General features: G+C 71.8%; 24 protein-coding genes. 15 read left to right on the top strand and 9 right to left on the bottom strand.

Translation table 11 applies throughout. From position 1 onward, the window contains the following. Positions 1 to 19 precede the first annotated feature (19 nt). The 5 genes from EAD98_RS21835 to EAD98_RS21815 form a co-directional block, all read right to left on the bottom strand. A complete protein-coding gene (locus tag EAD98_RS21835) occupies positions 20 to 1,033 on the bottom strand; it encodes a hypothetical protein (protein WP_121655894.1) in 1,014 nt (337 codons plus the stop codon). A 193-nt stretch (positions 1,034 to 1,226) separates the two neighbouring features. Further along, entirely contained in the window at positions 1,227 to 2,036 is an 810-nt protein-coding gene (locus EAD98_RS21830; protein ID WP_121655895.1) for an inositol monophosphatase family protein, read from the bottom strand. Then, positions 2,029 to 2,481: a response regulator gene (locus EAD98_RS21825; RefSeq protein WP_121655896.1), complete on the bottom strand. Its 453-nt coding sequence runs from the start codon at positions 2,479 to 2,481 to the stop codon at positions 2,029 to 2,031. The genes EAD98_RS21830 and EAD98_RS21825 overlap by 8 nt, the downstream gene beginning before the upstream one ends. After that, a complete protein-coding gene (locus EAD98_RS21820; protein ID WP_199723490.1) occupies positions 2,478 to 4,157 on the bottom strand; it encodes an ATP-binding protein in 1,680 nt (559 codons plus the stop codon). Before EAD98_RS21820 ends, EAD98_RS21825 begins: the two co-directional genes overlap by 4 nt. Before the next feature lie 62 nt (positions 4,158 to 4,219). Beyond that, the gene (locus EAD98_RS21815) at positions 4,220 to 5,419 is read right to left on the bottom strand and encodes a PP2C family protein-serine/threonine phosphatase (RefSeq protein WP_121655898.1); all 1,200 of its coding nucleotides are present in this window, start codon (positions 5,417 to 5,419) and stop codon (positions 4,220 to 4,222) included. Between the two features lie 698 nt (positions 5,420 to 6,117). On the opposite strand from EAD98_RS21815, the gene EAD98_RS21810 reads away from it, so the two are divergent. The 7 genes from EAD98_RS21810 (at position 6,118) to EAD98_RS21780 (ending at position 14,855) form a co-directional block, all read left to right on the top strand. Then, positions 6,118 to 7,317, top strand: a complete 1,200-nt coding sequence (locus tag EAD98_RS21810) for a PP2C family protein-serine/threonine phosphatase (protein WP_121655898.1) — start codon at positions 6,118 to 6,120, stop codon at positions 7,315 to 7,317. A 62-nt stretch (positions 7,318 to 7,379) separates the two neighbouring features. Further along, complete coding sequence (locus EAD98_RS21805; protein WP_199723490.1) at positions 7,380 to 9,059, top strand: ATP-binding protein; 1,680 nt, start codon at positions 7,380 to 7,382, stop codon at positions 9,057 to 9,059. Next, a complete protein-coding gene (locus EAD98_RS21800; RefSeq protein WP_121655896.1) occupies positions 9,056 to 9,508 on the top strand; it encodes a response regulator in 453 nt (150 codons plus the stop codon). The genes EAD98_RS21805 and EAD98_RS21800 overlap by 4 nt, the downstream gene beginning before the upstream one ends. Further along, positions 9,501 to 10,310 carry an inositol monophosphatase family protein gene (locus tag EAD98_RS21795; protein ID WP_121655895.1) on the top strand — a complete coding sequence of 270 codons (810 nt, stop codon included), beginning with the start codon at positions 9,501 to 9,503 and terminating at the stop codon, positions 10,308 to 10,310. Before EAD98_RS21800 ends, EAD98_RS21795 begins: the two co-directional genes overlap by 8 nt. A 193-nt stretch (positions 10,311 to 10,503) precedes the next feature. After that, the gene (locus EAD98_RS21790) at positions 10,504 to 11,517 is read left to right on the top strand and encodes a hypothetical protein (protein ID WP_121655894.1); all 1,014 of its coding nucleotides are present in this window, start codon (positions 10,504 to 10,506) and stop codon (positions 11,515 to 11,517) included. Positions 11,518 to 11,553: 36 nt separating this feature from the next. Continuing rightward, positions 11,554 to 13,116, top strand: a complete 1,563-nt coding sequence (locus EAD98_RS21785) for a fused MFS/spermidine synthase (protein WP_233583916.1) — start codon at positions 11,554 to 11,556, stop codon at positions 13,114 to 13,116. 71 nt (positions 13,117 to 13,187) lie between these two features. Next, positions 13,188 to 14,855 (top strand): serine/threonine-protein kinase, encoded by a 1,668-nt coding sequence (locus tag EAD98_RS21780; protein WP_121655892.1) that lies wholly within the window; start codon positions 13,188 to 13,190, stop codon positions 14,853 to 14,855. A gap of 47 nt (positions 14,856 to 14,902) precedes the next feature. Here the strand turns inward: EAD98_RS21780 and EAD98_RS21775 are convergent, their stop codons facing one another. Beyond that, on the bottom strand, positions 14,903 to 15,571 hold the full coding sequence (locus EAD98_RS21775) for a TrkA family potassium uptake protein (protein ID WP_121655891.1): 669 nt from the start codon (positions 15,569 to 15,571) through the stop codon (positions 14,903 to 14,905). Positions 15,572 to 15,588: 17 nt separating this feature from the next. Further along, positions 15,589 to 16,923 carry a TrkH family potassium uptake protein gene (locus tag EAD98_RS21770; protein ID WP_121655890.1) on the bottom strand — a complete coding sequence of 445 codons (1,335 nt, stop codon included), beginning with the start codon at positions 16,921 to 16,923 and terminating at the stop codon, positions 15,589 to 15,591. A gap of 140 nt (positions 16,924 to 17,063) precedes the next feature. Here EAD98_RS21770 and EAD98_RS21765 point away from each other — a divergent pair, with 140 nt between their 5' ends. Continuing rightward, a complete protein-coding gene (locus EAD98_RS21765) occupies positions 17,064 to 18,185 on the top strand; it encodes a glycerophosphodiester phosphodiesterase (protein WP_121655889.1) in 1,122 nt (373 codons plus the stop codon). Positions 18,186 to 18,663: 478 nt separating this feature from the next. Here the strand turns inward: EAD98_RS21765 and EAD98_RS21760 are convergent, their stop codons facing one another. Next, positions 18,664 to 18,894 (bottom strand): GntR family transcriptional regulator, encoded by a 231-nt coding sequence (locus EAD98_RS21760; protein WP_121655900.1) that lies wholly within the window; start codon positions 18,892 to 18,894, stop codon positions 18,664 to 18,666. A 307-nt stretch (positions 18,895 to 19,201) separates the two neighbouring features. Between EAD98_RS21760 and EAD98_RS21755 the strand changes: the two genes are divergently transcribed. The 6 genes from EAD98_RS21755 (at position 19,202) to EAD98_RS21730 (ending at position 24,400) form a co-directional block, all read left to right on the top strand. Next, positions 19,202 to 19,441 carry a hypothetical protein gene (locus EAD98_RS21755; protein ID WP_121655899.1) on the top strand — a complete coding sequence of 80 codons (240 nt, stop codon included), beginning with the start codon at positions 19,202 to 19,204 and terminating at the stop codon, positions 19,439 to 19,441. A 235-nt stretch (positions 19,442 to 19,676) separates the two neighbouring features. Beyond that, on the top strand, positions 19,677 to 20,882 hold the full coding sequence (locus EAD98_RS21750; protein ID WP_121655888.1) for a substrate-binding domain-containing protein: 1,206 nt from the start codon (positions 19,677 to 19,679) through the stop codon (positions 20,880 to 20,882). Between the two features lie 2 nt (positions 20,883 to 20,884). Further along, positions 20,885 to 21,628: an ABC transporter ATP-binding protein gene (locus EAD98_RS21745; protein WP_121655887.1), complete on the top strand. Its 744-nt coding sequence runs from the start codon at positions 20,885 to 20,887 to the stop codon at positions 21,626 to 21,628. After that, positions 21,625 to 22,395, top strand: coding sequence for an ABC transporter ATP-binding protein (locus tag EAD98_RS21740; RefSeq protein ID WP_121655886.1), 771 nt, complete (start codon positions 21,625 to 21,627; stop codon positions 22,393 to 22,395). Before EAD98_RS21745 ends, EAD98_RS21740 begins: the two co-directional genes overlap by 4 nt. Then, a complete protein-coding gene (locus EAD98_RS21735; RefSeq protein ID WP_121655885.1) occupies positions 22,395 to 23,285 on the top strand; it encodes a branched-chain amino acid ABC transporter permease in 891 nt (296 codons plus the stop codon). Before EAD98_RS21740 ends, EAD98_RS21735 begins: the two co-directional genes overlap by 1 nt. After that, on the top strand, positions 23,282 to 24,400 hold the full coding sequence (locus EAD98_RS21730; RefSeq protein WP_121655884.1) for a branched-chain amino acid ABC transporter permease: 1,119 nt from the start codon (positions 23,282 to 23,284) through the stop codon (positions 24,398 to 24,400). Before EAD98_RS21735 ends, EAD98_RS21730 begins: the two co-directional genes overlap by 4 nt. Before the next feature lie 69 nt (positions 24,401 to 24,469). Here the strand turns inward: EAD98_RS21730 and EAD98_RS21725 are convergent, their stop codons facing one another. Then, on the bottom strand, positions 24,470 to 25,294 hold the full coding sequence (locus EAD98_RS21725) for a hypothetical protein (protein ID WP_121655883.1): 825 nt from the start codon (positions 25,292 to 25,294) through the stop codon (positions 24,470 to 24,472). A 148-nt stretch (positions 25,295 to 25,442) separates the two neighbouring features. Between EAD98_RS21725 and EAD98_RS21720 the strand changes: the two genes are divergently transcribed. Next, positions 25,443 to 26,267 (top strand): AfsR/SARP family transcriptional regulator (locus tag EAD98_RS21720; protein ID WP_147457463.1); only part of this gene is annotated, 825 nt, incomplete at its 3' end.

Here is a 26,267-nt window from a genome sequence, read left to right as displayed (position 1 = left end):
GCCAACCTGGTGCTGCGGGTCAGTACATCGAGAGATGAACATGGTTCGTGTGGCTCGCGGCCGGGCTGCCGCTGCCGCTGTACGAGCGCCACCCGGTGCCGGGATGCCAGATCTGCCTGTACCAGATCACGTAGAGCACACCCAGCCGGTCGGCGTTGCGCACGTGCCAGGCGGCCAGGCTGTCCCCGTACGCCTTGTCGCCGCCGGTCGCGTTGCGGTCCTCGAAGCCGTTGGTGGCGGCCGCGAAGTCGCAGGCCCGTCCCTTCGGGTGCTCGCCACCGCCGCCGCTGCGTTTGCACGAGACGTGCCGCTTGTATCCGGCCGCCTGGGTCTGCTTCAGGGCGTTGAGGGTGCGCGGGGTGATACAGCCGGACGTGGTCGGGTCCTTCACGGAGCAGGATTCCGACGGCCACGATCCGTCCGAGTTGCGCGGCGCCGGCTTCGCCGAGGCGGAGCTGCCGCCGCTGAAGCCGTTGCTGCTGCCCGAGCTGACCTCGGCGAGCGCCGCCTCGGCCTCCTTCTTCTTCTTCGCCATCACGGCGAGCTGCTTCGCCTGCTCGCGGACCTCCGCGTCGATGGCGAGCTTGGCCTGCTGCGCCTGCTGCCGGGCGTCGGTCAGGGTGCGCAGCCGCTTGCCGTCGCGCTGGGCCATCAGGTCAAGGTCGGCCGCGCGTTGCAGGAACATCTGCGGGTCGGCGGAGTTGAGCAGCATCGACACCGGGGTGAGCCGACCCGCGCGGTACGACTGCGCGGCCACCTCGCCCACCTGGGCGGTGAGCCCCACCAGCCGGCCCTCGACGCTCTTCAGCTCGGCGGTGAGCGCCGTCTGCCGACGCTTGGAGTTGTTCAGCTTGGCCTTCGCCTCGATGTGACCCTTGGCGGTCAGCTCCAGCGCGTCCTGCAGCTTCTTGCTGCCGCCCTCGCCGGGTTCCGCGTACGCGGGCACCGCTCCACCGGCGAACACCAGCGCGACGGCGGCGACGAGAGCGAGCAGTGCGCGGCGACCGCGCCGGCTGAGCCTGGTCCTGGGCACGAAAGCGTCCTTCCGTCGACCGCCGGCCCCCGCTGAACCCCTGCGCGGCGGCGTCCCCGCCGGCGCCGATCGGCGGCCTGCTGGCGGAGACCGCCGGTCACGATACCGGAAGCCGTCCCGGTGACCAGCCCCCTGACCGCCCCGCGGCGCCGGTGTCGACGCAGCGTGCCACCACCGTCGCGGAGTGCGCGGATCAGGTGCCGAGCAGGGCGTCGTGCACCTCGGCCCAGACCTCTTCGTTGGCCGCGACGAGCAGGCCGTGGCCCTCGTCCGCCGGGTGGTAGTCGACGCCGTCGAACCGGCGGGCGACGCCGCCGGCCGCGCGGACCAGCAGGGCGCCCGGGGCATGGTCCCACGGCAGGGTGCGCCAGAAGAGGGCGAACTGCTGCTCCCCAATGAGGATGTCCAGGTACTCCCGGCCGGCGCAGTGCTGGCCGGGCAGCAGCTCACCGAGCCGCCGACCACCGGCACGGACCCGATCCCGGGTGTCCGGCGGCAGGAACCGGGTCATCGCGGCGCCGCGCAGCTCGCCCGGTCGCGGCACGGAAGCGGTGTCGCCCACCGGCCGGCCGTTGAGCAGGGTGCCGTCGTCGGCCCGGCCGCTGGCCAGGATCCCGCCCAGCGGGTCGAGGATCCAGCCGGCGACCGGCCGCCCCTCGGTCAGCAGCGCCACCATCAGCGCGAACGGCCGGCGGCCGGCGGCGAAGTTGGCCGTGCCGTCGACCGGGTCGACCAGCCAGACGTCTCCGCCGTCGCGCAGGTGCCGCAGCAGCCCCGGGTCGTCGGCGACGCCCTCCTCGCCGACCACCAGCGAGCCCGGCAGCAGCTGGCGCAGCCCAGCGGCGATCAGCTCCTCGGCGCGGCGGTCCGCGACGGTGACGATCTCACCGGGCGCCTTCTCCGAGACGTCGGCGTCGTCGAGCTTGCGGAAAAGCGGCAGCACGACCTGGTCGGCGGCCTCCCGGAGCAGGTCACCGACGTCGTCGAGCAGGGCGTCAGCCACGCGGCGGCAGCTTGACCACGCTGACGAAGAACTCGTCGATCTGGCGGACCACCGAGATGAAGCGCTCGAAGTCCACCGGCTTGGTCACGTAGGCGTTGGCGTGCAGCTGGTAGCTGCGCAGGATGTCCTCGTCGGCCTGCGAGGTGGTGAGCACCACGACCGGGATCCGACGCAGCTCCTCGTCCTTCTTGATCTCTTCCAGCACCTCCCGGCCGTCCCGGCGGGGCAGGTTGAGGTCGAGCAGGATCAGGTCGGGCGTCACGGCGTCGGCGTACTGGCCCTCCTGCCGCAGGTAGGCGAGCGCCTCGGCGCCGTCGGACACGACGGTGAGCCGGTTGCGCAGCTTGTGCTCCTCGAACGCCTCCTGGGTCATCAACACGTCACCCGGATCGTCCTCCACGAGCAGGACCTCGATCGGGCTCTTGCCGTCCGCCGGCGCGGTCATCCCACCGTCTCCCTCATGTCACCCGTTCTACCGCCTTCCGGGGATCCGTCGGCCCGGTCCGGCCGGTCCGCCCCGGCGGACTGCTCCGGGGGCGTTGCCGGCGTCTCATCCGAGGGCGCGGAGTCGCCGGTCGCGACACCGGCCGCAGCCGCCTGCGGCGACTCCGGCGAGTCGGCGGCGGCTGCTGCCTCGACGTCCTCCGGCAGCGCCGGCAGGGTGAACCGGATGGTGGTGCCCTCCGGCACGTCCGTGTCCACCCAGACCCGGCCGCCGTGGTATTCCACGATCTTCTTGGCGATGGCCAGGCCGATGCCGGTGCCCGGATACGCGTCCTTCGAGTGCAGCCGCTGGAAGATCACGAAGATCTTGTCGGCGAACTCGGGCTCGATCCCGATGCCGTTGTCCTGGCAGCTGATCTCCCACTCGGCACCGACCAGCCGCGCCGAGACGTGCACCTTCGGCGGCACGTCCGGACGGCGGAACTTGATCGAGTTGCTGACCAGGTTGGCCAGCAGGTTGGTGAGCAACGGCTCCTCGCCACGGATCACCGGCAGCTCGGTCCAGGTCAGTTCGGCGTCGGCGTACTGCCGGGCGGCCTCGGTCTGGCCCGCCACGTCGCCCATCACCTTGTTCAGGTCGACCTCGCTGAAGCCGGTGGTGAGCCGGCCGATCCGGGAGAACGCCAGCAGGTCGTTGATCAGACGCTGCATCCGCTGCGCGCCGTCCACCGCGAAGGCGATGTACTGGTCGGCCCGCTCGTCGAGCTGACCGGCGTAGCGGCGCTGCAGCAACTGACAGAAGCTGGCGACCTTGCGCAGCGGCTCCTGGAGGTCGTGCGAGGCGACGTACGCGAACTGCTCCAGGTCACGGTTGGACCGGGTCAGCTCCTCGGCCTGCTTCTGGAGCTGACTGTTGACCCACTCGATGCGCTCGCGGGCCTCCCGCACCTCGGCCAGGTCGGAGGCGATCTTCTGGCGCATCGCGTCCACGTCCGCGCCGAGTTGGACGAACTCCGGCGGGCCGGTGATGGCGATGCCGTGCTGGTAGTCGCCCTTGGCGACCTCGCGGACCTGGTCGGCGAGCCCGACCAACGGCCGGACCACCATCCGGTCCAGCGAGAGCAGCAGCACCGCGCCGGCCACGACCACCACCAACGCGGCGACGATCAGCAGCACCACCAGCACGTTGCTGCTGTTGCGTACGTCGTCCGCGGACTGCTCCCGGGCCGTCAGGATCTCCGCCTGGAGGTCCTCGATCGCCGCCCGGACCTGATCGAACTGCTGCCGGGCCCGTTCGGTGACCAGTGCCTGGCCCGCGCTGGTGCCGCTCTGCTCGGTGGTGGTGATCACCGGCACCGCCACCGACTGCCGCCACTGCTCGGCCCGCTCCTCGACGATCCGCAGCTCCTGGCCGACCTGCGGGTAGTTGTCGAGCAGCGCCCGCATCGCGGCGACGACGTTCTTCTCCTGGTCGAGCCCCGCCTGGTACGGGGTGAGGTCGTTCGGGTCGCCGCTGACCGCGTACCCGCGGACCGCCGTCTCCTGGTCGAGCACCGCGTTGAGCAGCTCCTGCGACTGCACCCGCAGCGGGCCGGTCTCGTTCAGGATGGCGTCGATCTGGGTGCGGTTGCGGGCGGCCATAGCCGCCTCGGCCGCAGCCAGGCCGATCAGCAGCATGCCCACGACGGCGAGCAGGGTGATGACCCGGCGGCGCAGACTCCAGGTGTTGACCACCGGCGTCACCGGCCACCGCCACGGCTGACCAGCAGCATGGCCACGTCGTCAGCGAGCGGGCCACCGTTGATCTGCTCGGCTCTGCCGACCAACCAGGCCGGCAGGTCCGGCAGTGCCACCTCGCGGTTGGCCGGCTCGTCGAGCAGCCCACTCAGACCCGGCACGTCGAGCCTTTCGTTGCCGGCGCCCACCCGTCCCTCGATCAGGCCGTCGGTGTACATCAGCAGGGACCAGTCATCGGTGTCGAACTCCAGGTCGTAGGCGATCGGCCGGCGGGGTCGTACGCCCAGCAGCAGGCCACCGGGCGCGGGCACCGGAGCGACCCGGCCGTTGGTGAGCAGCAGCGGCGGCGGATGCCCGGCGAGCCGGACGGTGGCCCGGTTGGCGTCCAGGTCCAGTCGGGCGGTGGCCACCGTCGCGAAGATCTCCTGGAGACGGCGCTCGCTCATCAGCACCTGCTCCAACGCGGGCAGCACCTCGTCGTCCGGCACCTTGGCCAGCACCAGGGCCCGCCAGGCGACCCGCAGTTCCACGCCGAGCGCGGCCTCGTCCACGCCGTGCCCGCAGACGTCCCCGACGATCAGGTCGATACGGTCCGGACTCGTCTGCACCACGTCGAAGAAGTCCCCGCCGATCAGCGCGGCGTGCCGGCCCGGCCGGTAGAAGGTGTGCACGGCCACCTGGTCGGTCGACATCAGCGGCTGGGGCAGCAGGCCGCGCTCGAGCCGAGCCGACTCGGCCTGGCGCAGCTCGACCTCGCGCAGCCGGCGGGCGTTCACGTCGGCGCGTTTGCGCTCCACCGCGTAGCGCAGCGCCCGGGTCAGCAACACCCCGTCGACCTGGCCCTTGACCAGGTAGTCCTGCGCGCCCTCGGCGACGGCCACGATGCCCAGGTGCTCGTCCGAGCGGCCGGTCAGCACGCAGACGGCGGCGCCACTGGACATCTCCAGCACCTGACGCAGCCCGTCCAGCCCCTGCGCGTCCGGCAGGCCCAGGTCGAGCAGGACGCAGTCGATGTCGGTCATCCGCTGCCGCGCCTCGCTGAGGCTGCTGGCGACCAACAGCTCGATCATCGAGTTCGTCTCGGCGAGCAGCTCACCGACCAGGAAGGCGTCGCCCTCGTCGTCCTCCACCAGCAGCACCCGCAACCGCTCACCCGGCGGCAGGTTGGCGTGCCGCGACAGGCCGCCGTGCGGGTAGGGCACAACGGGGGAACCGGCCGTGCCGACTCCCCGGTACGGCCGGGTCACCGCCGCGAGACGCGGGAGTTCGCTGGTGATGTCGGGCTCCTTCCGAGTGCCCTGCTGATCCTGTATTAGACAACGGTCGCACACAACACGACGGCCTCGGCGCGGCAGGGGATGGGCCGCATCACTGCCCGCCGAAGGACAAACCGGGCGCGACGGACGCTCGGGCGTCCGGCCGTCCCACCCGGCCACTGCCCGACCGGCCGTCCCACCCGGGGCTGCCGGAGGGCAGGATGATGCCACCCCAGGCCCCACCATCCCCGAGGAGTTCCCGTGGGCGCACCTCCCACCCCCGCCACGACCGGCGCGCCGGTCGTGGCGGGGGTGGGAGGTGCGCCCACGGGAACTCCTCGGGGATGGTGGGGCCTGGGGTGGCATCATCCTGCCCTCCGGCAGCCCCGGGTGGGACGGCCGGTCGGGCAGTGGCCGGGTGGGACGGCCGGACGCCCGAGCGTCCGTCGCGCCCGGTTTGTCCTTCGGCGGGCAGTGATGCGGCCCATCCCCTGCCGCGCCGAGGCCGTCGTGTTGTGTGCGACCGTTGTCTAATACAGGATCAGCAGGGCACTCGGAAGGAGCCCGACATCACCAGCGAACTCCCGCGTCTCGCGGCGGTGACCCGGCCGTACCGGGGAGTCGGCACGGCCGGTTCCCCCGTTGTGCCCTACCCGCACGGCGGCCTGTCGCGGCACGCCAACCTGCCGCCGGGTGAGCGGTTGCGGGTGCTGCTGGTGGAGGACGACGAGGGCGACGCCTTCCTGGTCGGTGAGCTGCTCGCCGAGACGAACTCGATGATCGAGCTGTTGGTCGCCAGCAGCCTCAGCGAGGCGCGGCAGCGGATGACCGACATCGACTGCGTCCTGCTCGACCTGGGCCTGCCGGACGCGCAGGGGCTGGACGGGCTGCGTCAGGTGCTGGAGATGTCCAGTGGCGCCGCCGTCTGCGTGCTGACCGGCCGCTCGGACGAGCACCTGGGCATCGTGGCCGTCGCCGAGGGCGCGCAGGACTACCTGGTCAAGGGCCAGGTCGACGGGGTGTTGCTGACCCGGGCGCTGCGCTACGCGGTGGAGCGCAAACGCGCCGACGTGAACGCCCGCCGGCTGCGCGAGGTCGAGCTGCGCCAGGCCGAGTCGGCTCGGCTCGAGCGCGGCCTGCTGCCCCAGCCGCTGATGTCGACCGACCAGGTGGCCGTGCACACCTTCTACCGGCCGGGCCGGCACGCCGCGCTGATCGGCGGGGACTTCTTCGACGTGGTGCAGACGAGTCCGGACCGTATCGACCTGATCGTCGGGGACGTCTGCGGGCACGGCGTGGACGAGGCCGCGCTCGGCGTGGAACTGCGGGTCGCCTGGCGGGCCCTGGTGCTGGCCAAGGTGCCGGACGACGAGGTGCTGCCCGCGTTGGAGCAGGTGCTGATGAGCGAGCGCCGTCTCCAGGAGATCTTCGCGACGGTGGCCACCGCCCGACTGGACCTGGACGCCAACCGGGCCACCGTCCGGCTCGCCGGGCATCCGCCGCCGCTGCTGCTCACCAACGGCCGGGTCGCTCCGGTGCCCGCGCCCGGTGGCCTGCTGCTGGGCGTACGACCCCGCCGGCCGATCGCCTACGACCTGGAGTTCGACACCGATGACTGGTCCCTGCTGATGTACACCGACGGCCTGATCGAGGGACGGGTGGGCGCCGGCAACGAAAGGCTCGACGTGCCGGGTCTGAGTGGGCTGCTCGACGAGCCGGCCAACCGCGAGGTGGCACTGCCGGACCTGCCGGCCTGGTTGGTCGGCAGAGCCGAGCAGATCAACGGTGGCCCGCTCGCTGACGACGTGGCCATGCTGCTGGTCAGCCGTGGCGGTGGCCGGTGACGCCGGTGGTCAACACCTGGAGTCTGCGCCGCCGGGTCATCACCCTGCTCGCCGTCGTGGGCATGCTGCTGATCGGCCTGGCTGCGGCCGAGGCGGCTATGGCCGCCCGCAACCGCACCCAGATCGACGCCATCCTGAACGAGACCGGCCCGCTGCGGGTGCAGTCGCAGGAGCTGCTCAACGCGGTGCTCGACCAGGAGACGGCGGTCCGCGGGTACGCGGTCAGCGGCGACCCGAACGACCTCACCCCGTACCAGGCGGGGCTCGACCAGGAGAAGAACGTCGTCGCCGCGATGCGGGCGCTGCTCGACAACTACCCGCAGGTCGGCCAGGAGCTGCGGATCGTCGAGGAGCGGGCCGAGCAGTGGCGGCAGTCGGTGGCGGTGCCGGTGATCACCACCACCGAGCAGAGCGGCACCAGCGCGGGCCAGGCACTGGTCACCGAACGGGCCCGGCAGCAGTTCGATCAGGTCCGGGCGGCGATCGAGGACCTCCAGGCGGAGATCCTGACGGCCCGGGAGCAGTCCGCGGACGACGTACGCAACAGCAGCAACGTGCTGGTGGTGCTGCTGATCGTCGCCGCGTTGGTGGTGGTCGTGGCCGGCGCGGTGCTGCTGCTCTCGCTGGACCGGATGGTGGTCCGGCCGTTGGTCGGGCTCGCCGACCAGGTCCGCGAGGTCGCCAAGGGCGACTACCAGCACGGCATCGCCATCACCGGCCCGCCGGAGTTCGTCCAACTCGGCGCGGACGTGGACGCGATGCGCCAGAAGATCGCCTCCGACCTGGCCGAGGTGCGGGAGGCCCGCGAGCGCATCGAGTGGGTCAACAGTCAGCTCCAGAAGCAGGCCGAGGAGCTGACCCGGTCCAACCGTGACCTGGAGCAGTTCGCGTACGTCGCCTCGCACGACCTCCAGGAGCCGCTGCGCAAGGTCGCCAGCTTCTGTCAGTTGCTGCAGCGCCGCTACGCCGGTCAGCTCGACGAGCGGGCCGACCAGTACATCGCCTTCGCGGTGGACGGCGCGCAGCGGATGCAGCGTCTGATCAACGACCTGCTGGCGTTCTCCCGGATCGGCCGGCTCACCACCGGCTTCAGCGAGGTCGACCTGAACAAGGTGATGGGCGACGTGGCGGGCCAGACCGAGGCCGCCCGGCAGTACGCCGACGCCGAACTGACCTGGACCGAGCTGCCGGTGATCCGTGGCGAGGAGCCGTTGCTCACCAACCTGCTGGCCAACCTGGTCAGCAACTCGATCAAGTTCCGCCGTCCGGACGTGCCGCCGAAGGTGCACGTCTCGGCGCGGCTGGTCGGTGCCGAGTGGGAGATCAGCTGCCAGGACAACGGCATCGGGATCGAGCCCGAGTTCGCCGACAAGATCTTCGTGATCTTCCAGCGGCTGCACTCGAAGGACGCGTATCCGGGCACCGGCATCGGCCTGGCCATCGCCAAGAAGATCGTGGAATACCACGGCGGCCGGGTCTGGGTGGACACGGACGTGCCGGAGGGCACCACCATCCGGTTCACCCTGCCGGCGCTGCCGGAGGACGTCGAGGCAGCAGCCGCCGCCGACTCGCCGGAGTCGCCGCAGGCGGCTGCGGCCGGTGTCGCGACCGGCGACTCCGCGCCCTCGGATGAGACGCCGGCAACGCCCCCGGAGCAGTCCGCCGGGGCGGACCGGCCGGACCGGGCCGACGGATCCCCGGAAGGCGGTAGAACGGGTGACATGAGGGAGACGGTGGGATGACCGCGCCGGCGGACGGCAAGAGCCCGATCGAGGTCCTGCTCGTGGAGGACGATCCGGGTGACGTGTTGATGACCCAGGAGGCGTTCGAGGAGCACAAGCTGCGCAACCGGCTCACCGTCGTGTCCGACGGCGCCGAGGCGCTCGCCTACCTGCGGCAGGAGGGCCAGTACGCCGACGCCGTGACGCCCGACCTGATCCTGCTCGACCTCAACCTGCCCCGCCGGGACGGCCGGGAGGTGCTGGAAGAGATCAAGAAGGACGAGGAGCTGCGTCGGATCCCGGTCGTGGTGCTCACCACCTCGCAGGCCGACGAGGACATCCTGCGCAGCTACCAGCTGCACGCCAACGCCTACGTGACCAAGCCGGTGGACTTCGAGCGCTTCATCTCGGTGGTCCGCCAGATCGACGAGTTCTTCGTCAGCGTGGTCAAGCTGCCGCCGCGTGGCTGACGCCCTGCTCGACGACGTCGGTGACCTGCTCCGGGAGGCCGCCGACCAGGTCGTGCTGCCGCTTTTCCGCAAGCTCGACGACGCCGACGTCTCGGAGAAGGCGCCCGGTGAGATCGTCACCGTCGCGGACCGCCGCGCCGAGGAGCTGATCGCCGCTGGGCTGCGCCAGCTGCTGCCGGGCTCGCTGGTGGTCGGCGAGGAGGGCGTCGCCGACGACCCGGGGCTGCTGCGGCACCTGCGCGACGGCGGAGACGTCTGGCTGGTCGACCCGGTCGACGGCACGGCCAACTTCGCCGCCGGCCGCCGGCCGTTCGCGCTGATGGTGGCGCTGCTGACCGAGGGGCGGCCGGTCGCCGGCTGGATCCTCGACCCGCTGGGCGGGATCCTGGCCAGCGGCCGGGCCGACGACGGCACCCTGCTCAACGGCCGGCCGGTGGGCGACACCGCTTCCGTGCCGCGACCGGGCGAGCTGCGCGGCGCCGCGATGACCCGGTTCCTGCCGCCGGACACCCGGGATCGGGTCCGTGCCGGTGGTCGGCGGCTCGGTGAGCTGCTGCCCGGCCAGCACTGCGCCGGCCGGGAGTACCTGGACATCCTCATTGGGGAGCAGCAGTTCGCCCTCTTCTGGCGCACCCTGCCGTGGGACCATGCCCCGGGCGCCCTGCTGGTCCGCGCGGCCGGCGGCGTCGCCCGCCGGTTCGACGGCGTCGACTACCACCCGGCGGACGAGGGCCACGGCCTGCTCGTCGCGGCCAACGAAGAGGTCTGGGCCGAGGTGCACGACGCCCTGCTCGGCACCTGATCCGCGCACTCCGCGACGGTGGTGGCACGCTGCGTCGACACCGGCGCCGCGGGGCGGTCAGGGGGCTGGTCACCGGGACGGCTTCCGGTATCGTGACCGGCGGTCTCCGCCAGCAGGCCGCCGATCGGCGCCGGCGGGGACGCCGCCGCGCAGGGGTTCAGCGGGGGCCGGCGGTCGACGGAAGGACGCTTTCGTGCCCAGGACCAGGCTCAGCCGGCGCGGTCGCCGCGCACTGCTCGCTCTCGTCGCCGCCGTCGCGCTGGTGTTCGCCGGTGGAGCGGTGCCCGCGTACGCGGAACCCGGCGAGGGCGGCAGCAAGAAGCTGCAGGACGCGCTGGAGCTGACCGCCAAGGGTCACATCGAGGCGAAGGCCAAGCTGAACAACTCCAAGCGTCGGCAGACGGCGCTCACCGCCGAGCTGAAGAGCGTCGAGGGCCGGCTGGTGGGGCTCACCGCCCAGGTGGGCGAGGTGGCCGCGCAGTCGTACCGCGCGGGTCGGCTCACCCCGGTGTCGATGCTGCTCAACTCCGCCGACCCGCAGATGTTCCTGCAACGCGCGGCCGACCTTGACCTGATGGCCCAGCGCGACGGCAAGCGGCTGCGCACCCTGACCGACGCCCGGCAGCAGGCGCAGCAGGCCAAGCTCGCCATCGACGCGGAGGTCCGCGAGCAGGCGAAGCAGCTCGCCGTGATGGCGAAGAAGAAGAAGGAGGCCGAGGCGGCGCTCGCCGAGGTCAGCTCGGGCAGCAGCAACGGCTTCAGCGGCGGCAGCTCCGCCTCGGCGAAGCCGGCGCCGCGCAACTCGGACGGATCGTGGCCGTCGGAATCCTGCTCCGTGAAGGACCCGACCACGTCCGGCTGTATCACCCCGCGCACCCTCAACGCCCTGAAGCAGACCCAGGCGGCCGGATACAAGCGGCACGTCTCGTGCAAACGCAGCGGCGGCGGTGGCGAGCACCCGAAGGGACGGGCCTGCGACTTCGCGGCCGCCACCAACGGCTTCGAGGACCGCAACGCGACCGGCGGCGACAAGGCGTACGGGGACAGCCTGGCCGCCTGGCACGTGCGCAACGCCGACCGGCTGGGTGTGCTCTACGTGATCTGGTACAGGCAGATCTGGCATCCCGGCACCGGGTGGCGCTCGTACAGCGGCAGCGGCAGCCCGGCCGCGAGCCACACGAACCATGTTCATCTCTCGATGTACTGACCCGCAGCACCAGGTTGGCTGCGTACCATCGCGACGATGAGCTCCCCACCGTCCGATGTAGCGGCCCCGCCGGCTTCCCCGGCCTCGCCCGTGCCGGTCACCGGCCGGGCGCTGCCCAACGGCCTGGCCGCGTTCCTGGTCTTCTTCTCCAGCGGCGCCGTGCTGGTGCTGGAGACCGTCGCGCTGCGCCTGGTCGGCCCCTACGTCGGGGTGACCCTCCAGGTGACCAGTTCGGTGATCGGCATCGCGTTGGCCGCGATCGCGTACGGGGCGTGGTCCGGCGGCTGGCTGGCTGACCGGCGCGACCCGCGGGGTCTGCTGGCGCCGGCGCTGGTGCTGGCCGGCATCGCCACCGCGATCACCCTGCCCGTGGTCCGGTACGCCGGTGAGGTGCTGCGCGGCGGTGCCGCCAGCGCCATCCTGTTGCTGGTGGCGCTGGCCGTGTTCGTGCCGGCGGCGCTGCTCGCCGCGGTCACCCCGCTGGTCGTGAAGCTTCAGCTCGCCGACCTGCGCCGGACCGGCCAGGTGGTCGGCCGGCTCTCCGGGATCGGCACCCTGGGCGGCATCACCGCCACGCTGCTCACCGGCTTCGTGCTGGTCGCCGCGCTGCCCAGCACGGTGATCCTGCTGGCGCTGGCGGTGGCGCTCGGGCTGGCCGGCATCGGCCTCGGCTGGTACCTGCGCCGGCAGTCGCGCACCCAACTGCCCGGTCCGGCCCGGACCCGGGCCGCGCTGGCGGTGCTCGGCCTGGTCGGAGCGGGGCTGACCACCGTCGCGCCGAACCCGTGCGACATCGAGACGGCGTACCACTGCGCCCGGGTGACGGCGGACCCGGACCGGCCCAGCGGGCGGACGTTGCTGCTCAACTCGGCCCAGCACTCGTATGTGGACCTGACCGACCCGAAGCACCTGGAGTACGCGTACACGAAGTGGATCGGCGCGGTCGCCGACGTGTTCGCGCCGGCCGGGCAGCGGTTGGACGCGCTGCACCTGGGCGGCGGCGGGTTCACCGTGCCGCGCTACCTGAGCGCCACCCGGCCGGGCACCGACAACGTGGTGTTCGAGATCGACGGCGGGCTGGTCGAGCTGGGCGAGCGCGAGTTGGGCGTACGCCCGGGGCCGGAACTGCGGGCGGAGGTGGGCGACGCCCGGATGCTGGTCGTCGGTGAGCCGACCGACAGCCGCGACCTGGTGGTCGGTGACGCGTTCGGCCACCTGGTGGTGCCCTGGCACCTGGCCACCCGCGAGATGGCCGCCGAGGTCCGGCGGGTGATTCGCCCGGGTGGGGTGTACGTGCAGAACGTCATCGACTACCCGCCGCTGCGGTTCATCCGCGCCGAACTGGCCACGGTGGCGGCCGAGTTCGCGCACGTCGCGTTGATCGCCCCGCCGGAGGCGCTCGCCGAGGAGCAGGGCGCGAACTTCCTCATCGTCGCCTCCGACGCGCCGCTGCCGGTGGCCGCCGTCCGCGCCCGGCTGGACGAGGTTGACCGGGGGGTCAGCCTGCTCTCCGGCGCGGACCTGACGGACTTCACCGGGGACGCGCTGGTGCTGACCGACGACTTCGCGCCGGTGGATCAGCTGCTCGCCACCGCCTGATCGGGTGACATTTGGGACCGAATTCGATACCTGAGGTGTAGTCGGGCCGCCACTGGGCAACAACGGCCACCATGGGCGGTGGGGACCGGAACGGCGCGCAACTCCTCGATGAGCGGTACCGGCTGATCGAGCAGCTCGGCGCGGGCGGCATGTCGGTGGTCTGGCGGGGCTACGACGAGGTGCTCGGCCGGCAGGTCGCGGTGAAGGTGCTCGCGTCCCGGCTGGCCAGCGACCGGGCCTTCCGGCACCGGATCCGCATCGAGGCGCAGGCCGCCGCGCGGCTCTGCCACCCGAACATCACCAACGTGTACGACTACGGGGAGTCCGTGCGGGCCGGCCTCACCGTGCCGTACGTGGTGATGGAGCTGGTCGACGGCGGTTCCCTGGCCGGCCGGCTGGGCCGGGAGGGGCGGCTGCCGTGGCGGGAGGCGGTGACCATCGGCGCGGAGGTCAGCTCGGCGCTGGCCACCGCGCACGCCCGGGGCGTGGTGCACCGGGACGTCACCCCGGGCAACGTGATGCTCACGTCGACCGGGGTCAAGGTGGTCGACTTCGGCATCTCCGCGCTGGTGGGCGAGAGCGAGAAGGGCCCGGACGGGGCGCTGCTGGGCACACCCGCCTACCTCGCGCCGGAGCGGCTGGACAACGGTCAGGTCTCCCCGGCCACCGACGTGTACGCCGTCGGGCTGCTGCTCTACCGGATGCTCACCGGCCGGCTGCCCTGGCAGGCGAGCACGACCACACAGATGCTGCGCGCGCACATGTACAACGACCCCGACCCGATGCCGGAGGTGCCGGGGCTGCCCGACGAGGTGACCGACCTGGTGCGGCGCTGTCTGGCCAAGCAGCCCGGGGAACGGCCGACCACCGCCGAAGTGGCCGGTACCCTCGCCGACGCGGCCGGAATGCTGGCGGCGGTGCCGGTCTCGCCGGCCGCCGGGCCGCTCGACGCGGCCGCGCTGGCCAACGCGGGCACCACGATCCTGCCCTGGTCGGCGGAGACCGACGCGTTGCCGCTGTCCCGTACCCGTAACCGAAGCAGGCGGGTGACCAGACGCCGGCGGGTCGAGGCCGGGGTGGCCGCCGCAAGCCTGCTCGCGGTCACCGGCGCTCTGTGGGGGGTCACCTCGCGCAGCCCGGCCAGCGGCGGGGACCAGCCGCCGACCGAGGCCCGGATGGGTCTGCCGAAGGCGGCGCCCTGCGAGGTGGCGTACGCACTGCGCGCGGACTCCGGCAAGGACTTCGCCGCCGAGCTGACCCTGACGAACACCGGCGGCAGCGCGCTTCGTGACTGGACGATGAGCTTCACCTTCCCCGGTCAGCAGACGGTGACGAAGGCGGAGCCGACCTCGGTGCACCAGCAGGGCCGCACGGTGCTGATCCGGCCGGCGGCCCAGCGCACCACCCTGGCGCCCGGCGAGGCCGAGAAGCTCACCCTGACGGGGAGGTACAGCGGGGCGAACCCGCTGCCGGTGGAGTTCCGGCTCGGCGACGCGACCTGCGGGGTACGGGTCTCCGGGGTGGCCGGCAGCACGCCGTCCACCGCCCCGACGAGCAAGGCCGCCACGACGAGCAAGGCCGCCACGACGAAGGCCCCGCCCAGGGCGGCGACGGTCCGGGGCGGCTCCGGTGGATCCGGCTCGGGTGGGTCCGGGCCGGGCAGCGCCCCGAAGGCCAAGCCCGAGAAGCCCGGCAAAGGCAAGGGGCCGGGTGGTGGTTCGGGAAAAGGGGGAAAGTGACCAAGGGTGAGGGGAGGGGGCACGGCGGCGGGAAGAAGTGACCCGGCTCAGCGCAGCCCCGCGAACCGTTGCACCTGGTCGATCCCGCCCTCCACCACCAGCAGCCCACCCTCGAGGAGTTTGGTGCTGTCCGACGCGTACCGGAAGCGCTCGCCCGGCAGCTTGGCGCCGATAACCCGGACCTCGTAGCGCTCGTCCGGGCGCAGGTCGAGCACGGTGCGACCGACCAGGGACTCCGGCACGCGGACGGTGGCGATCGCGAAGTCGTCGTCGAACTCGATGAAGTCGAGCAGCCGGCTGACGATCAGGTGTGCCACCCGGTCGCCCGTCTCCGCCTCCGGAAAGATCACGTGGTGCGCGCCCACCGACGAGAGAATCTTGGCGTGCTTCTGCGAGGTGGCCCGGGCCCAGATCTGCGACAGACCCAGCTCGACCAGCGCCAGCACGGTGAGCACGCTCGCCTCCACCGAGGCGCCGATGGCCACCACCGCCCGCTCGAAGCTCGCGACGCCGAGCTGTCGCAGCGCCCCCTCCTCGGTCGAGTCGGCCTGGACCACCCGGTCGAGCTGGTCGGACCAGCGCTGCACCCGGTCCGGGTTGTGGTCGATGGCCAGCACCTCGCGGTCCATCCGGGTCAGTGACCGGGCCAGTTGGCTACCGAACCGGCCCAGCCCGACCACCACGACGCCGCTGCCGTTCGCTCGCCTAGCCGACACCTCGCCCCTCCTCGCTGCTAGCCGACAATGGGTTGTTCCTGGGGATAGCGGTAGAGCCGGCGTCGGGTGTTCAACGCGATCGCCGACCCGAGGGTGAGCGGCCCGACCCGGCCGATGAACATCAGCACGGTGAGGGTCAGTTGGCCGCTGGCCGGCAGCGTGCCGGCGAGCCCGATGGTCAGCCCGGTGGTGCTGAACGCGGACGTGACCTCGAACAGGGCGGCGAAGAAGCGGACGCCCTCGGTGAGCAGCAGCAGGATCATCGTGCCGGCCGTGACCAGCGCGACGCTGAGCAGCGACACCGTGATGGCCTGCCGCTGGCTGGCGGTGGCCACCCGGCGGCGCCCGACTTTCACGTCGGGCTCGCCCCGCAGCTCGGCCCAGATGGTGAACGCCAGCAGGAAGAACGTGGAGACCTTGATCCCGCCGGCCGTGCTGGCGCTGCCGCCGCCGATGAACATGAGCACGATCAACAGCGGGTAGCTCTCCTCCTGGAGCGCGGCGATGTCCAGGACGCTGAAGCCGCCGGTGCGGCTCAACGCGATCTGCGTGAACGACGCGAGCATCTTGCCGCCGACGTCGTACGAGCCGATGGTGCCGACGTTGGTCCACTCGGCGGCGAGCAGCCCGGCGGAGCCGAGCAGCAGCAGCGCGGCACTGCCCCAGATGGTCAGCTTGGTGGCCACCGCCCAGCGCACCGGCCGACGCCACTCGCGGGCCGCCTCGAACAGGGCGGGAAACCCGAGCCCACCGACGATCGCGCCGAACGCCAGCGGGAGAGACACCCACGGATCACGGTCGAATGCCAGCAGGCCTTCGGAGTAGAGCGCGAAGCCACCGTTGTTGAACGCCTGGACGGCGTGGAAGACGCCCGACCAGAGGGCTCGCCCGAGTGGATAGTCGTAGACCAGCCAGAGCCGGCCGGCGACCAGCGCGGTCATCACCGCCTCGCAGGCGAAGACGGTGACCGCGATGCGGCGCAGCAGCCGAGCGACGTCACCGATGCCGAACTCCGCCGTCTCGGCCTGTACCAGAAGCCGGTTGCGCAGCCCGAGCTGGCGGGCCACCACCAGGATGACCAGCGCCGCGACGGTGAGGATGCCGAGGCCGCCGAGCTGGGTGAGCACGGTTATCACCACCAGTCCGCCCCCGGACCAGTAGTTGGGGGTGTCGGTGACCGCCATCCCGGTGACCGACACGGCCGAGGTGGCGGTGAAGAGCGCGGTGACCAGGGGCGGGCGCTGGTGGTCGACGGTCGCCCAACGCGCCATCAGCAGACCGGTGCCGAGCAGGATCGGCACCAGGAACCCGAACGGCACCAGCCGCACGGGGTTGCGGAAATACCGGCGCACCAGACAATCTTCCGTTTTCACGCCAGAGCGGGAGCGGGAACGCCCATTCCGGAGATTCATCTGCTGGCCAGTCATCGACCAACTCCCGGTCAATCCGAGGCGCTCTGCTGAACCGGTTCCCTCAACGACAGGAGACGGCGTTGCGACGTACCCTCTCGACCCTCGGCGTGGCCAGCGCGCTGCTCGCCGCCGCCGTGGCCGTGCCGACCATGGCCGCCGCCGATCCGGTGGCCAGGGCGGACCACGCCCGGGCGAACGACCGGCCGATCGTGATCGGTCACCGCGGCGCCAGCGGCTACCGGCCGGAGCACACCCTGGAGGCGTATCGGCTGGCGATCCGGATGGGCGCCGACTACATCGAGCCGGATCTGGTGTCCACCTCCGACGGCGTGCTGGTCGCCCGGCACGAGAACGAGATCTCGGGTACCACCGACGTGGCCGCCCACCCGGAGTTCGCGGCGCGCAAGGCGACGAAGACCATCGACGGTGTCGCGGTGACCGGCTGGTTCACCGAGGACTTCACCCTGACCGAGCTGAAGACCCTGCGGGCCAAGGAGCGACTGCCGCAGGTGCGGGTGGCGAACACCGCGTTCGACGGCCGCTTCGAGGTGCCCACCCTCCAGGAGGTCATCGACCTGGCCCGGACCGAAGGGCGGGCACGGGGCCGCACCATCGGCATCTACCCGGAGACCAAGCACCCGAGCTACTTCGCCTCGATCGGCCTGGCCCTGGAGGAGCCACTGGTCCGGGTGCTCCGGCAGAACAAGCTGAGCAGTCGCAAGGCGCCGGTCTTCATCCAGTCGTTCGAGACGGCCAACCTGCGCAAGCTCAACCTCATGATCGACGTCAACCTGGCCCAGTTGCTCGACGCCACCGGTCGCCCGTACGACTTCACCGTCGCCGGCGACACCCGCACCTACCAGGATCTGGCCCAGCCGGCCGGGCTGAAGTGGATCGCCGCGTACGCCGACGGCATCGGGGCGAACAAGAACCTGATCGTGCCGCGGGACGCCTCGGGCGCCCTGCTCGCCCCGACCAACGTGGTACGCGACGCGCACCGGGAGCGGCTGCTCGTCCACTCCTGGACGTTCCGCGCGGAGAACCAGTTCCTGCCGGTGGACTTCCGGATCGGCACCGACCCGAACGCGCGCGGCGACATCACCGCCGAGTACGAGCTCTTCCTCGGCCTGGGCCTGGACGGCGTCTTCACCGACCACCCGGACACCGCCGTCGCCGCCCGCGCCGGCCTCGCCACGAGCTGATCTTCCGAGTCGGCCTCGGGCGTAGCTCGCCGAGGCCGAGCGGACTTCGGTCCGGAGCTGATCCGCTCCTAGCCGACCGCCGGGCCGACCACGCCCGGCCCGCACGCTGGCCCGCCGTCCGTCACCCGGACAGCGGGCCAGCGGCACGTCCGGGCGCGCCGCGAAGATCGCGCTTGATCCTGGAAGTAGTGGTGTCGCGGCGCGGCCGAGGCCACTACATCCACGGTCGAGCACGATCGCGAAGGGGGGCGGAGCGGCCTTGCGGCAGCAACTTCCCCGATGTTGCTGTTTCGGTGCGGATCGAGGCAGCAACATCAGGGGGTTGCTGTGATCTTCGCGCTGAGTGGGTCCGGATCGGCCCGGGGAGTGTCAGTGGCGGCGTGCCTTGCCGACGCAAGGTCGGCTGCCCCGCACGCACAGAACATGACTGGCCGACACGCCGCGCAACCCTTCCCATTCGATCTGACAGTTGGACGAGTCAGCCGTGTGGTTGCTCGGCGACGTAGGTGCCGCGGCCGGGCTGGCCGGTGATCAGCTCTCGGTCATGGAGAAGTGAGAGCGCTCGCGAGGCGGTGTTCATGTGCACTTCGTAGGTCTCGGCGAGTTCACGAGTGGAGGGCAGCTTGTCGCCCGGCTTCAGCTCGCCGCTCTTGATCCTCGCGGCGATCTCATTGGCGATGCGGCGGTATGGGGCTTCTGCTGTGGGCATGGTGAGGACTCCGGTCGGTTCGGCGTCTCCGATCATGCCGGCCTACACCAGTTACTGCAACAGGCTGTGGTGTCGTCGCCTCACAGGGTCGACCTACACAAGTATTTGGGGTAGGTTGCTGGCTGTCCGGCTCCGGTTGGTTCGGCAAACCCCTCGGGTCCGGGCGTGAGGTGGGCTCTGCGTCCGTACCGCCGCCGAAAAGGGCTGCGGGCGTGGGGCCGGGCGGTCCGGTGGGCGTCCCCTACCCGCACACCGGACCGCCCTCCAGGGCTGGCAGGACAGAAGAGTCGAGGGTGGTGGCGTGAGCATCGAGAGGCAGCGGTTCGTCGTGCACCTGCCGGTGATGGCCGTCGACCTGCCGGGCGCGCTGCGGTTCGCTCAAGGGATCACCCGGGTGTTGGGCTTCCTCGCCGACGTGGACCGGGCCGAGACGACGGTGTCGGAGGAGGACGCGCAGTGCGTACGTCATCGGGTTTTCTGCGACAACCTGCTCGACGGCCGCCGGCGCTGTCTGCGCCCGGCGGCCCACGACGGACCGTGCGTCTGACCGGCCCTGCGGTGATAGGCGGATGGCGCGGGGCGACACACGGGCGGGGCGGTCCGTGGGGGTACGGGCCATCGAGAGGCCGAGCCCTCCGGTGGCGGTGCGGCCAGTTGTAACGTCCGGCCACCCCCTTCCTGTTACTTGTGTGTTTCGGCCACATAGCTCGTGGGTGACGTCACTTCTAGCGTGAGCCGTCACGAAGAAGTTCTCTCCCTCCGAGTCCTCATGTGGAGTCGCAATGACGGTCCGGACGACGCGGCGGGTGTTCCTCTCCGCCGCCACGATGATGGCCGCGGCGTTGGCCGCCACGGCCTGTGGCAGCCCGCAGGACACCGCCACCGGCGGCGGCGACAGCGCCGCGCCGGTCAAGGTCGGCCTGGTGTACTCCCAGTCGGGTGCCCTGGCCAGCTACGGAAAGCAGTACATCGAGGGGTTCAAGGCGGGGTTGGACTTCGCCACCCAGGGCACCGGCAAGGTCGGTGACCGCAAGATCGAGCTGACCGAGGTCGACGACGCGGGCGACCCGGCCAAGGCGGTCTCCGCGGCGAAGGACCTGATCGGCAAGGGCGCGAAGATCATCGCCGGCTCCACCGCCTCCGGTGTGGCGCTCCAGGTCGCGCCGATCGCGGCGCAGAACAAGGTCCTGTTCATCTCCGGGCCGGCCGCCACCGACGCGGTGACCGGGGCGAACAAGTACACCTTCCGCTCGGGCCGCCAGTCGTACCAGGACGTGGTGACGGCCAAGTCGTTCATCGGCGACCCGGCCGGCAAGAAGGTCGTGGTCTTCGCCCAGGACGGCGCGTTCGGCGACGCGAACGAGGCAGCGGTCAAGACGGTCATCGGCGGCGCGGGCGCCACCGTGAGCAGCGTCCGGGCCCCGGCCAGCGCCACCGAGTTCACCCCGTTCGCCAGCCAGATCAAGACGGCCAAGCCGGATCTGCTCTTCGTCGCCTGGGCGGGCACCACCGCCCCGGCCATGTGGCAGAGCCTCGACCAGCAGGGCGTCCTCTCGACCACCACGGTCGTCACCGGCCTGGACATCCGCGCCTCCTGGCCGACGTTCGGCGCCGCCGGCACGAAGATCTCCTTCCTGTCGCACTACTTCGACGGGGCGAGCGACACCGAGGCGTCCAAGGCGGCCAAGGCGAAGATCCCCGGCGGCACGCTCGACCTGTTCCACCCGGACGGCTTCGCCGCCGCCCAGATGGTGGTCCGCGCGGTGCAGGAGGGTGGGGACGACGTCGACAAGATGGTCACCGCCCTGGAGGGCTGGAGCTTCGACGGGGTCAAGGGCAAGATGACCATCCGGGCCGCGGACCACGCGCTGCTCCAGCCGATGTTCCAGGCCAAGCTGACCGGCAGCGGCACCGCCTTCACGGCGACCGCGCAGAAGAGCCTCACCGGTGACGAGTCCGCGCCGCCGGCCGTGGCCATGAAGGGCTGACCATGCTCGCCACCCGCGGTCTGACCTGGCGGATCGGTGAGGTCGCCATCGTCGACAGCGTCTACCTCGACCTGGCGCCCGGGGAGTTCCTGGGCGTGATCGGGCCGAACGGCGCCGGCAAGACCTCACTGTTCAACCTGATCACCGGCCTGCGCCGGGCCACGGAGGGCCGGATCACCCTGGACGGGCAGGACATCGGGGCGCTTCCGCCGCACCGGCGGGCCCGCCTCGGACTGGGCCGTACCTTCCAGGCGTCGTCGGTCTTCGGCTCGCTCAGCGTGCGGGAGAACGTCCGGCTCGCCGTGCAGGCGCACCGCGGGGGCTCGATGGCACTGTGGCGGCGGGCGGCGGCCGACCGGGAGGTGGCCGCCGCCGCCGACGCGGCGCTCGACCGGGTCGGCCTCGCCCACCGGGGTACGGCGCTGGCCGGCACCCTGGCCCACGGCGAGAAGCGCAAGTTGGAGATCGCCCTGCTGCTCGCCGGCGAACCGCGGGTGATGCTGCTGGACGAACCGATGGCCGGGGTCAGCGCCGAGGACGTGCCCGAGCTGGTCTCGGTGATCAAGTCGTTGACCGGGGACAGCGGCCGGGCGGTGCTGATGGTCGAGCACCACATGGACGTCATCCTGGAGCTGGCCGACCGGATCGCCGTCATGCACCACGGCGCGCTGCTGGCCTGCGACACCCCCGAGACGGTGATGGCCAACCCCACGGTGCAAGAGGCGTATCTCGGAGAGGCGCTATGACCGAGCCGATCCTGAACGTGGAGGACCTGTCGGTCCGGATCTCCGGGCTGCACATCCTCCAGGGCGTGTCCTTCACGGTCGCACCCACCGGCGTGACCGTCCTGCTCGGCCGCAACGGCGTCGGCAAGACCACCACGCTGCGGGCGATCGTCGGCCTCACCCCGCCCGCCGGAGAGGTGCGCGGCACCGTCCGGATGGGCGCGCAGAGCCTGCTGGCCCGCCCCACCCACCGGCTGGTCCGCGGCGGGCTCGGCTACGTGCCGGAGGACCGCTGCGTGTTCGCCGGCCTGACCGTCGCGGAGAACCTGCGGCTGGCCGAGCGGCGCGGCGTCAGCCCGGCGTACGACAAGGTCTTCGCGCTCTTTCCGGAGCTGGACCGGCGCGGACGGCAACGGGCCGGGTCGCTCTCCGGCGGGCAGCAGCAGATGCTCGCGATCGGCCGGGTGCTGCTCAACGACAACCGGCTGCTGCTGGTCGACGAGCCGACCAAGGGGTTGGCGCCGAAGGTGGTGACCGAGGTGGCCGAGGTGCTGGAACGGGTCGCGGAGTCGGTGCCGGTGCTGCTCGTCGAGCAGAACCTGGCGGTGGTCCGGCGGCTCGCCAGGGACGCCGTGGTGCTCGCCGCCGGCAAGGTGGCCTGGACCGGTGACGCGCAGGAGCTGCTGCTGGAGACGGCGCTGACCAGGTCCCTGCTGGGCGTGGGCAGCGGCGAATCGCAGCACGTGGCCGAGCCGGGCCGCGCCGCGGCGGGGAAGGACCAGCACTGATGGGCACCCTGATCCTGTTGACGCTGACCGGGCTCGGCCTGGCGGCGCTGTACTTCCTGGTCGCCTCCGGGCTGTCGCTGGTCTTCGGCCTGGCCGACGTGCTCAACTTCGCGCACGGGCTGTTCCTCGGCGTCGGCGCGTACGCGACCTGGTGGGCGGCGGGCAACCTGCCGGGCGCCGGGTCGGACGGGTTCGGCTTCGTGCTCGCGGTCGTCTTCGGGGTGGCCGCCGGCACGCTGGTCGCGGTGCTGGTCGAGCTGGTGCTGATCCGGCCGCTCTACTCGCGCACCATCGAGCAGGTGCTGGTCACCGTCGGCCTGTCGCTGGCCGGGGTGGCGCTGCTCCAGGCCACGTGGGGCGCCGACGCCCGGCCGTTCCCCCGGCCGGACTGGACCCGGCAGGTCACCGGGATCCTCGGCGCGCAGGTGCCCAACGGTGGCCTGCTGCTGATCATCGCGGCGGTGCTGGTGCTCGGCGCGCTGCTCGCCTTCCTGCGCTGGACCCGGTACGGCCTGGTGATCCGGGCCGGGGTGGAGAACCGGGAGATGGTGACCGCGCTCGGCATCGACGTGCGCAAGGCGTTCACGCTCGTCTTCGCGATCGGCGGGGCGGCAGCCGCGCTCGCCGGCGCGCTCGGTGGGGTCTACTTCGGCACCGTCTCGCCCGGGCAGGGCAGCTCGCTGCTGATCTTCGCGTTCATCGTGGTGGTGATCGGCGGGATGGGCTCGGTGGTCGGCTCCGCGTACGCGGCGGTCGTGGTCGGGCTGGTGCAACAGTTCGTCAACTACTACGGCACGTCCGGGCTGGGCGACATCTGCGTGGTCGGGTTGCTGGCCGTGGTGCTGCTGCTGCGCCCGCAGGGCATCGCCGGAAAGGTGGCAACGGCATGACGAACTCCGTGGTCGACGCGCCCCCGGCGCGGGTGCCCGCCGAGCTGACCCCGCAGCGGGGGCGGTGGCACCGGGTACGCCCGTTCCTGCCGCTGGTCGCGCTGGCCGTCCTCGCGATCCTGCCGTACTCGACGATCTCCCTGCCGGGGATCTTCGAGGGGCCGGTCAACTCGCCCGGCACCCTGCAACTGCTGGCCATCTGCCTGATCTTCGGTGGGCTGGCCGCCGGTTACGACCTGCTCTTCGGCCGTACCGGGATGCTCTCCTTCGGGCACGCGCTCTACTTCGCCGCCGGCGTGTACGGCACGGACATCCTGGTCACCCGGGCCGGGTTGCCACTCTGGCAGGCGGCGCTGCTGACGATCACCGGCGGCACCATCCTCGCGGCGCTGCTCGGCGCGGTGGCGCTGCGTACGGTGGGCATCGCGTTCGCCATGGTCACGCTGGCCTTCGCCCAGGTCGGGGCGATCCTGGTGGCACGGGACTTCGGCGGCCTCACCGGCGGTGAGGAGGGCCTGCCGCTGGACGTGTCCGGGCTGCCCGCCGGGCTGGTCGGGGTGACCAACACGGTCAACCTGTACTGGCTGGCGCTCGCGTACCTGACCCTGGTGGTCTTCGTGGTGCACCGGGTCTCCGGCTCGCCGACCGGGCGGGTCCTGGCCGGGCTGCGGGACGACGAGCGGCGGATCGGCGTGCTCGGGCTGGACCCGTACCGCTACAAGCTGGTGGCGTTCACCCTCGCCGGCGGGCTGGCGTCGGCCGGTGGGGTGGTCTACTGCCTGATCGTCGGCGGGGCGTCACCCCACATCACCTCGTCCGAGTTGACCCTGTCGCTGCTGGTCATGGTGGTGCTGGGCGGGCCGGGCACCCGGTGGGGCCCGGTGCTCGGCGGTGTCCTCTACATGTACCTGGACCACCGGCTCACCGCGTTCGGCACCTCCGAGGCGGTCGACTCCCTGCCAGCCTTTCTCAGCCACCCGCTGAGCCAGCCGCTGTTCGTTCTGGGCACGGTCTTCATCCTGGCGGTCTACTTCTTCCCCGGTGGTCTGACCAGCCTCGCACCCCGCCTGGCCCATCTCCGCCGGAGCCTGCGCACCCGCTCCGACCCCCGCTGATCGTCGACAGGGAGACGGGGTCGCGACCCCCCGTGCGGCCGCGACCCCGTCTCCCTGCTGCGTGGACGGTCAGCCGTTGAGCATCTCGTACGCCACCTTCGGCGCCTGCTGGGCCGCGTTGCCGGTCGGCGCGGCGAGCTTCGGCGCCGAGCCGTAGTCGACGTACTTCACCACGTACGTCCAGGCCTTTGCCTTGCCTGCGGCCGGGACGTCCACGGTGAGCGAGGCGAGGTTGCCGTCGGGGCCGACGACGGCCGTGAACGGGACCTGCCGGGCCGCCTCGCCGAGAGCCGCCACCTCCGCCTCGCCCACCGCCTTGCTGGCCTCACCCTTGGTCAGGTCGACCACGCCGGTGTAGGTGTGGTCCGCCTTCTCCTGCACCGAGGTGGCGGCTTCGATGATCGGGCCGGCGTTGCCGACGTCCACGCCCTCGTACGTCGGAGCGCTTTCGGCGTCGGTCAGCTTGGTGCGGTCCAGCTCCATCCAGCGGCTCGGCAGCTTGGGCAGCCCGGTCAGTCCCTCGGTGCCGGTGAACTTGACCTTCATCCAGAGCTGTTCCTGGACGACCAGGAACGACATCCGGGTGGTGAACCCGTGCTCCGGGTCCTTGACCGCCGCGGTGAGGTCCATGCCCTTCGCAGCCGGGTCCACCACGCCGGAGATGTCCGAGCTGGAGTCCTTGCCGGCGAACCGGAAGGCGCCTTCGGTGCCGTCCGGCACCGCCGCGAGCAACTCCTCCCGGGGGGTCGCGGTCGGGCTGGGGCTGGCCGCGTCGGCGCCGGTACCCGACCCGTCCGCGCCGCAACCGGCGAGCAGGGTGGTCGCGGTGAGGACGCCAACCAGGGCGCTGACGGTCCGTCGGATGGTGCCGGCGCGGCCGGTTCCGTTCGTCATCACTGAATCTCTTTCCTTGACGGTGCCTGGCTTCTGCCGAGACAGAGACTGCCGGGCGGTACGGCGGAACCACTGCCGATATGCTGCGGTCCGACTGCCGTGCACTGCCAAGACGCGGTCAGCGGGGTGTCAGGGAGCGGAAACTCGCATGTCAGGGGAGCTGCGCTTCGAGATTCTCGGGCCTCAGCGGGCCTGGTACGGCGATCGTGACGTCGACCTCGGGCCGGGTAAGCAGCGGGCCGTGCTGGCCGTGCTGCTGCTCGCCGGCGGTCGCCCGGTCACCACCGCACAGGTCGTCGACGCCGTCTGGCCCGAGGAGCCGCCGGCCAACGGCGCGAACGTGGTGCAGAAGTATGTCGCCGGGCTGCGCCGGGTGCTGGAGCCCGAGCGCCCACCCCGCAGTCCCGGTCAGGTGCTGACGCTGACCGACGCCGGCTATCAGCTTCGGGTCGGGCCGGAGGCGGTCGACGCCACCCGGTTCGAGCGGGGGATCCGTCGGGCGGAGCGGCTCCGCGCCGAGGGCCGGGCCGCCGAGGCGGTGACCGAGCTGAAGGCCGCGCTGGAGTTGTGGCGGGGTGACCCGTTCACCGGATTCACCGGGCTCTTCTTCGACTCCGCCCGCCAGCGCTGGATCGAGCTGCGGGCCACCGCCCTGGAGAGCTGGGCCGATCTGGAGCTGCGGCTGGGCCGGCAACGGGAACTCGTGGGCGAACTGAAGGAGTTGGCCGCTGAGTTCCCGCTGCGGGAGCGGCTGCGGCACCAGCTGATGCTGGCCCTGTACCGCAGCGGCCGGCAGGCCGAGGCGCTGGCCGCGTACCGGGAATTCCGCGGGCTGTTGCGCGACGAGTACGGCATCGAGCCGGGTGACGCGCTCCAGGACCTGCACCGCCGCGTCCTGCGCGCCGATCCGGCGTTGTTGCCGCCCACCGCCGTGCCAGTGTCGGATGCAGCCGAGCCGGCACCGACCCCCACC

It is taken from the genome of Micromonospora sp. CV4, from assembly GCF_003667455.1.
Taxonomy (GTDB): domain Bacteria; phylum Actinomycetota; class Actinomycetes; order Mycobacteriales; family Micromonosporaceae; genus Micromonospora.
This window is presented reverse-complemented; position numbering and strand designations above follow the sequence as displayed.

Excerpts from the sequence above, each read along its gene's own strand:
- EAD98_RS21825 (WP_121655896.1), bottom strand. The coding sequence starts at position 2,481 with ATGACCGCGCCGGCGGACGGCAAGAGCCCGATCGAGGTCCTGCTCGTG.
- EAD98_RS21820 (WP_199723490.1), bottom strand. The coding sequence starts at position 4,157 with ATGCTGCTGATCGGCCTGGCTGCGGCCGAGGCGGCTATGGCCGCCCGC.
- EAD98_RS21805 (WP_199723490.1), top strand. The coding sequence starts at position 7,380 with ATGCTGCTGATCGGCCTGGCTGCGGCCGAGGCGGCTATGGCCGCCCGC.
- EAD98_RS21800 (WP_121655896.1), top strand. The coding sequence starts at position 9,056 with ATGACCGCGCCGGCGGACGGCAAGAGCCCGATCGAGGTCCTGCTCGTG.
- EAD98_RS21785 (WP_233583916.1), top strand. The coding sequence starts at position 11,554 with ATGAGCTCCCCACCGTCCGATGTAGCGGCCCCGCCGGCTTCCCCGGCC.
- EAD98_RS21780 (WP_121655892.1), top strand. The coding sequence starts at position 13,188 with ATGGGCGGTGGGGACCGGAACGGCGCGCAACTCCTCGATGAGCGGTAC.
- EAD98_RS21760 (WP_121655900.1), bottom strand. The coding sequence starts at position 18,894 with ATGCCCACAGCAGAAGCCCCATACCGCCGCATCGCCAATGAGATCGCC.
- EAD98_RS21750 (WP_121655888.1), top strand. The coding sequence starts at position 19,677 with ATGACGGTCCGGACGACGCGGCGGGTGTTCCTCTCCGCCGCCACGATG.
- EAD98_RS21745 (WP_121655887.1), top strand. The coding sequence starts at position 20,885 with ATGCTCGCCACCCGCGGTCTGACCTGGCGGATCGGTGAGGTCGCCATC.
- EAD98_RS21740 (WP_121655886.1), top strand. The coding sequence starts at position 21,625 with ATGACCGAGCCGATCCTGAACGTGGAGGACCTGTCGGTCCGGATCTCC.
- EAD98_RS21735 (WP_121655885.1), top strand. The coding sequence starts at position 22,395 with ATGGGCACCCTGATCCTGTTGACGCTGACCGGGCTCGGCCTGGCGGCG.
- EAD98_RS21730 (WP_121655884.1), top strand. The coding sequence starts at position 23,282 with ATGACGAACTCCGTGGTCGACGCGCCCCCGGCGCGGGTGCCCGCCGAG.
- EAD98_RS21725 (WP_121655883.1), bottom strand. The coding sequence starts at position 25,294 with ATGACGAACGGAACCGGCCGCGCCGGCACCATCCGACGGACCGTCAGC.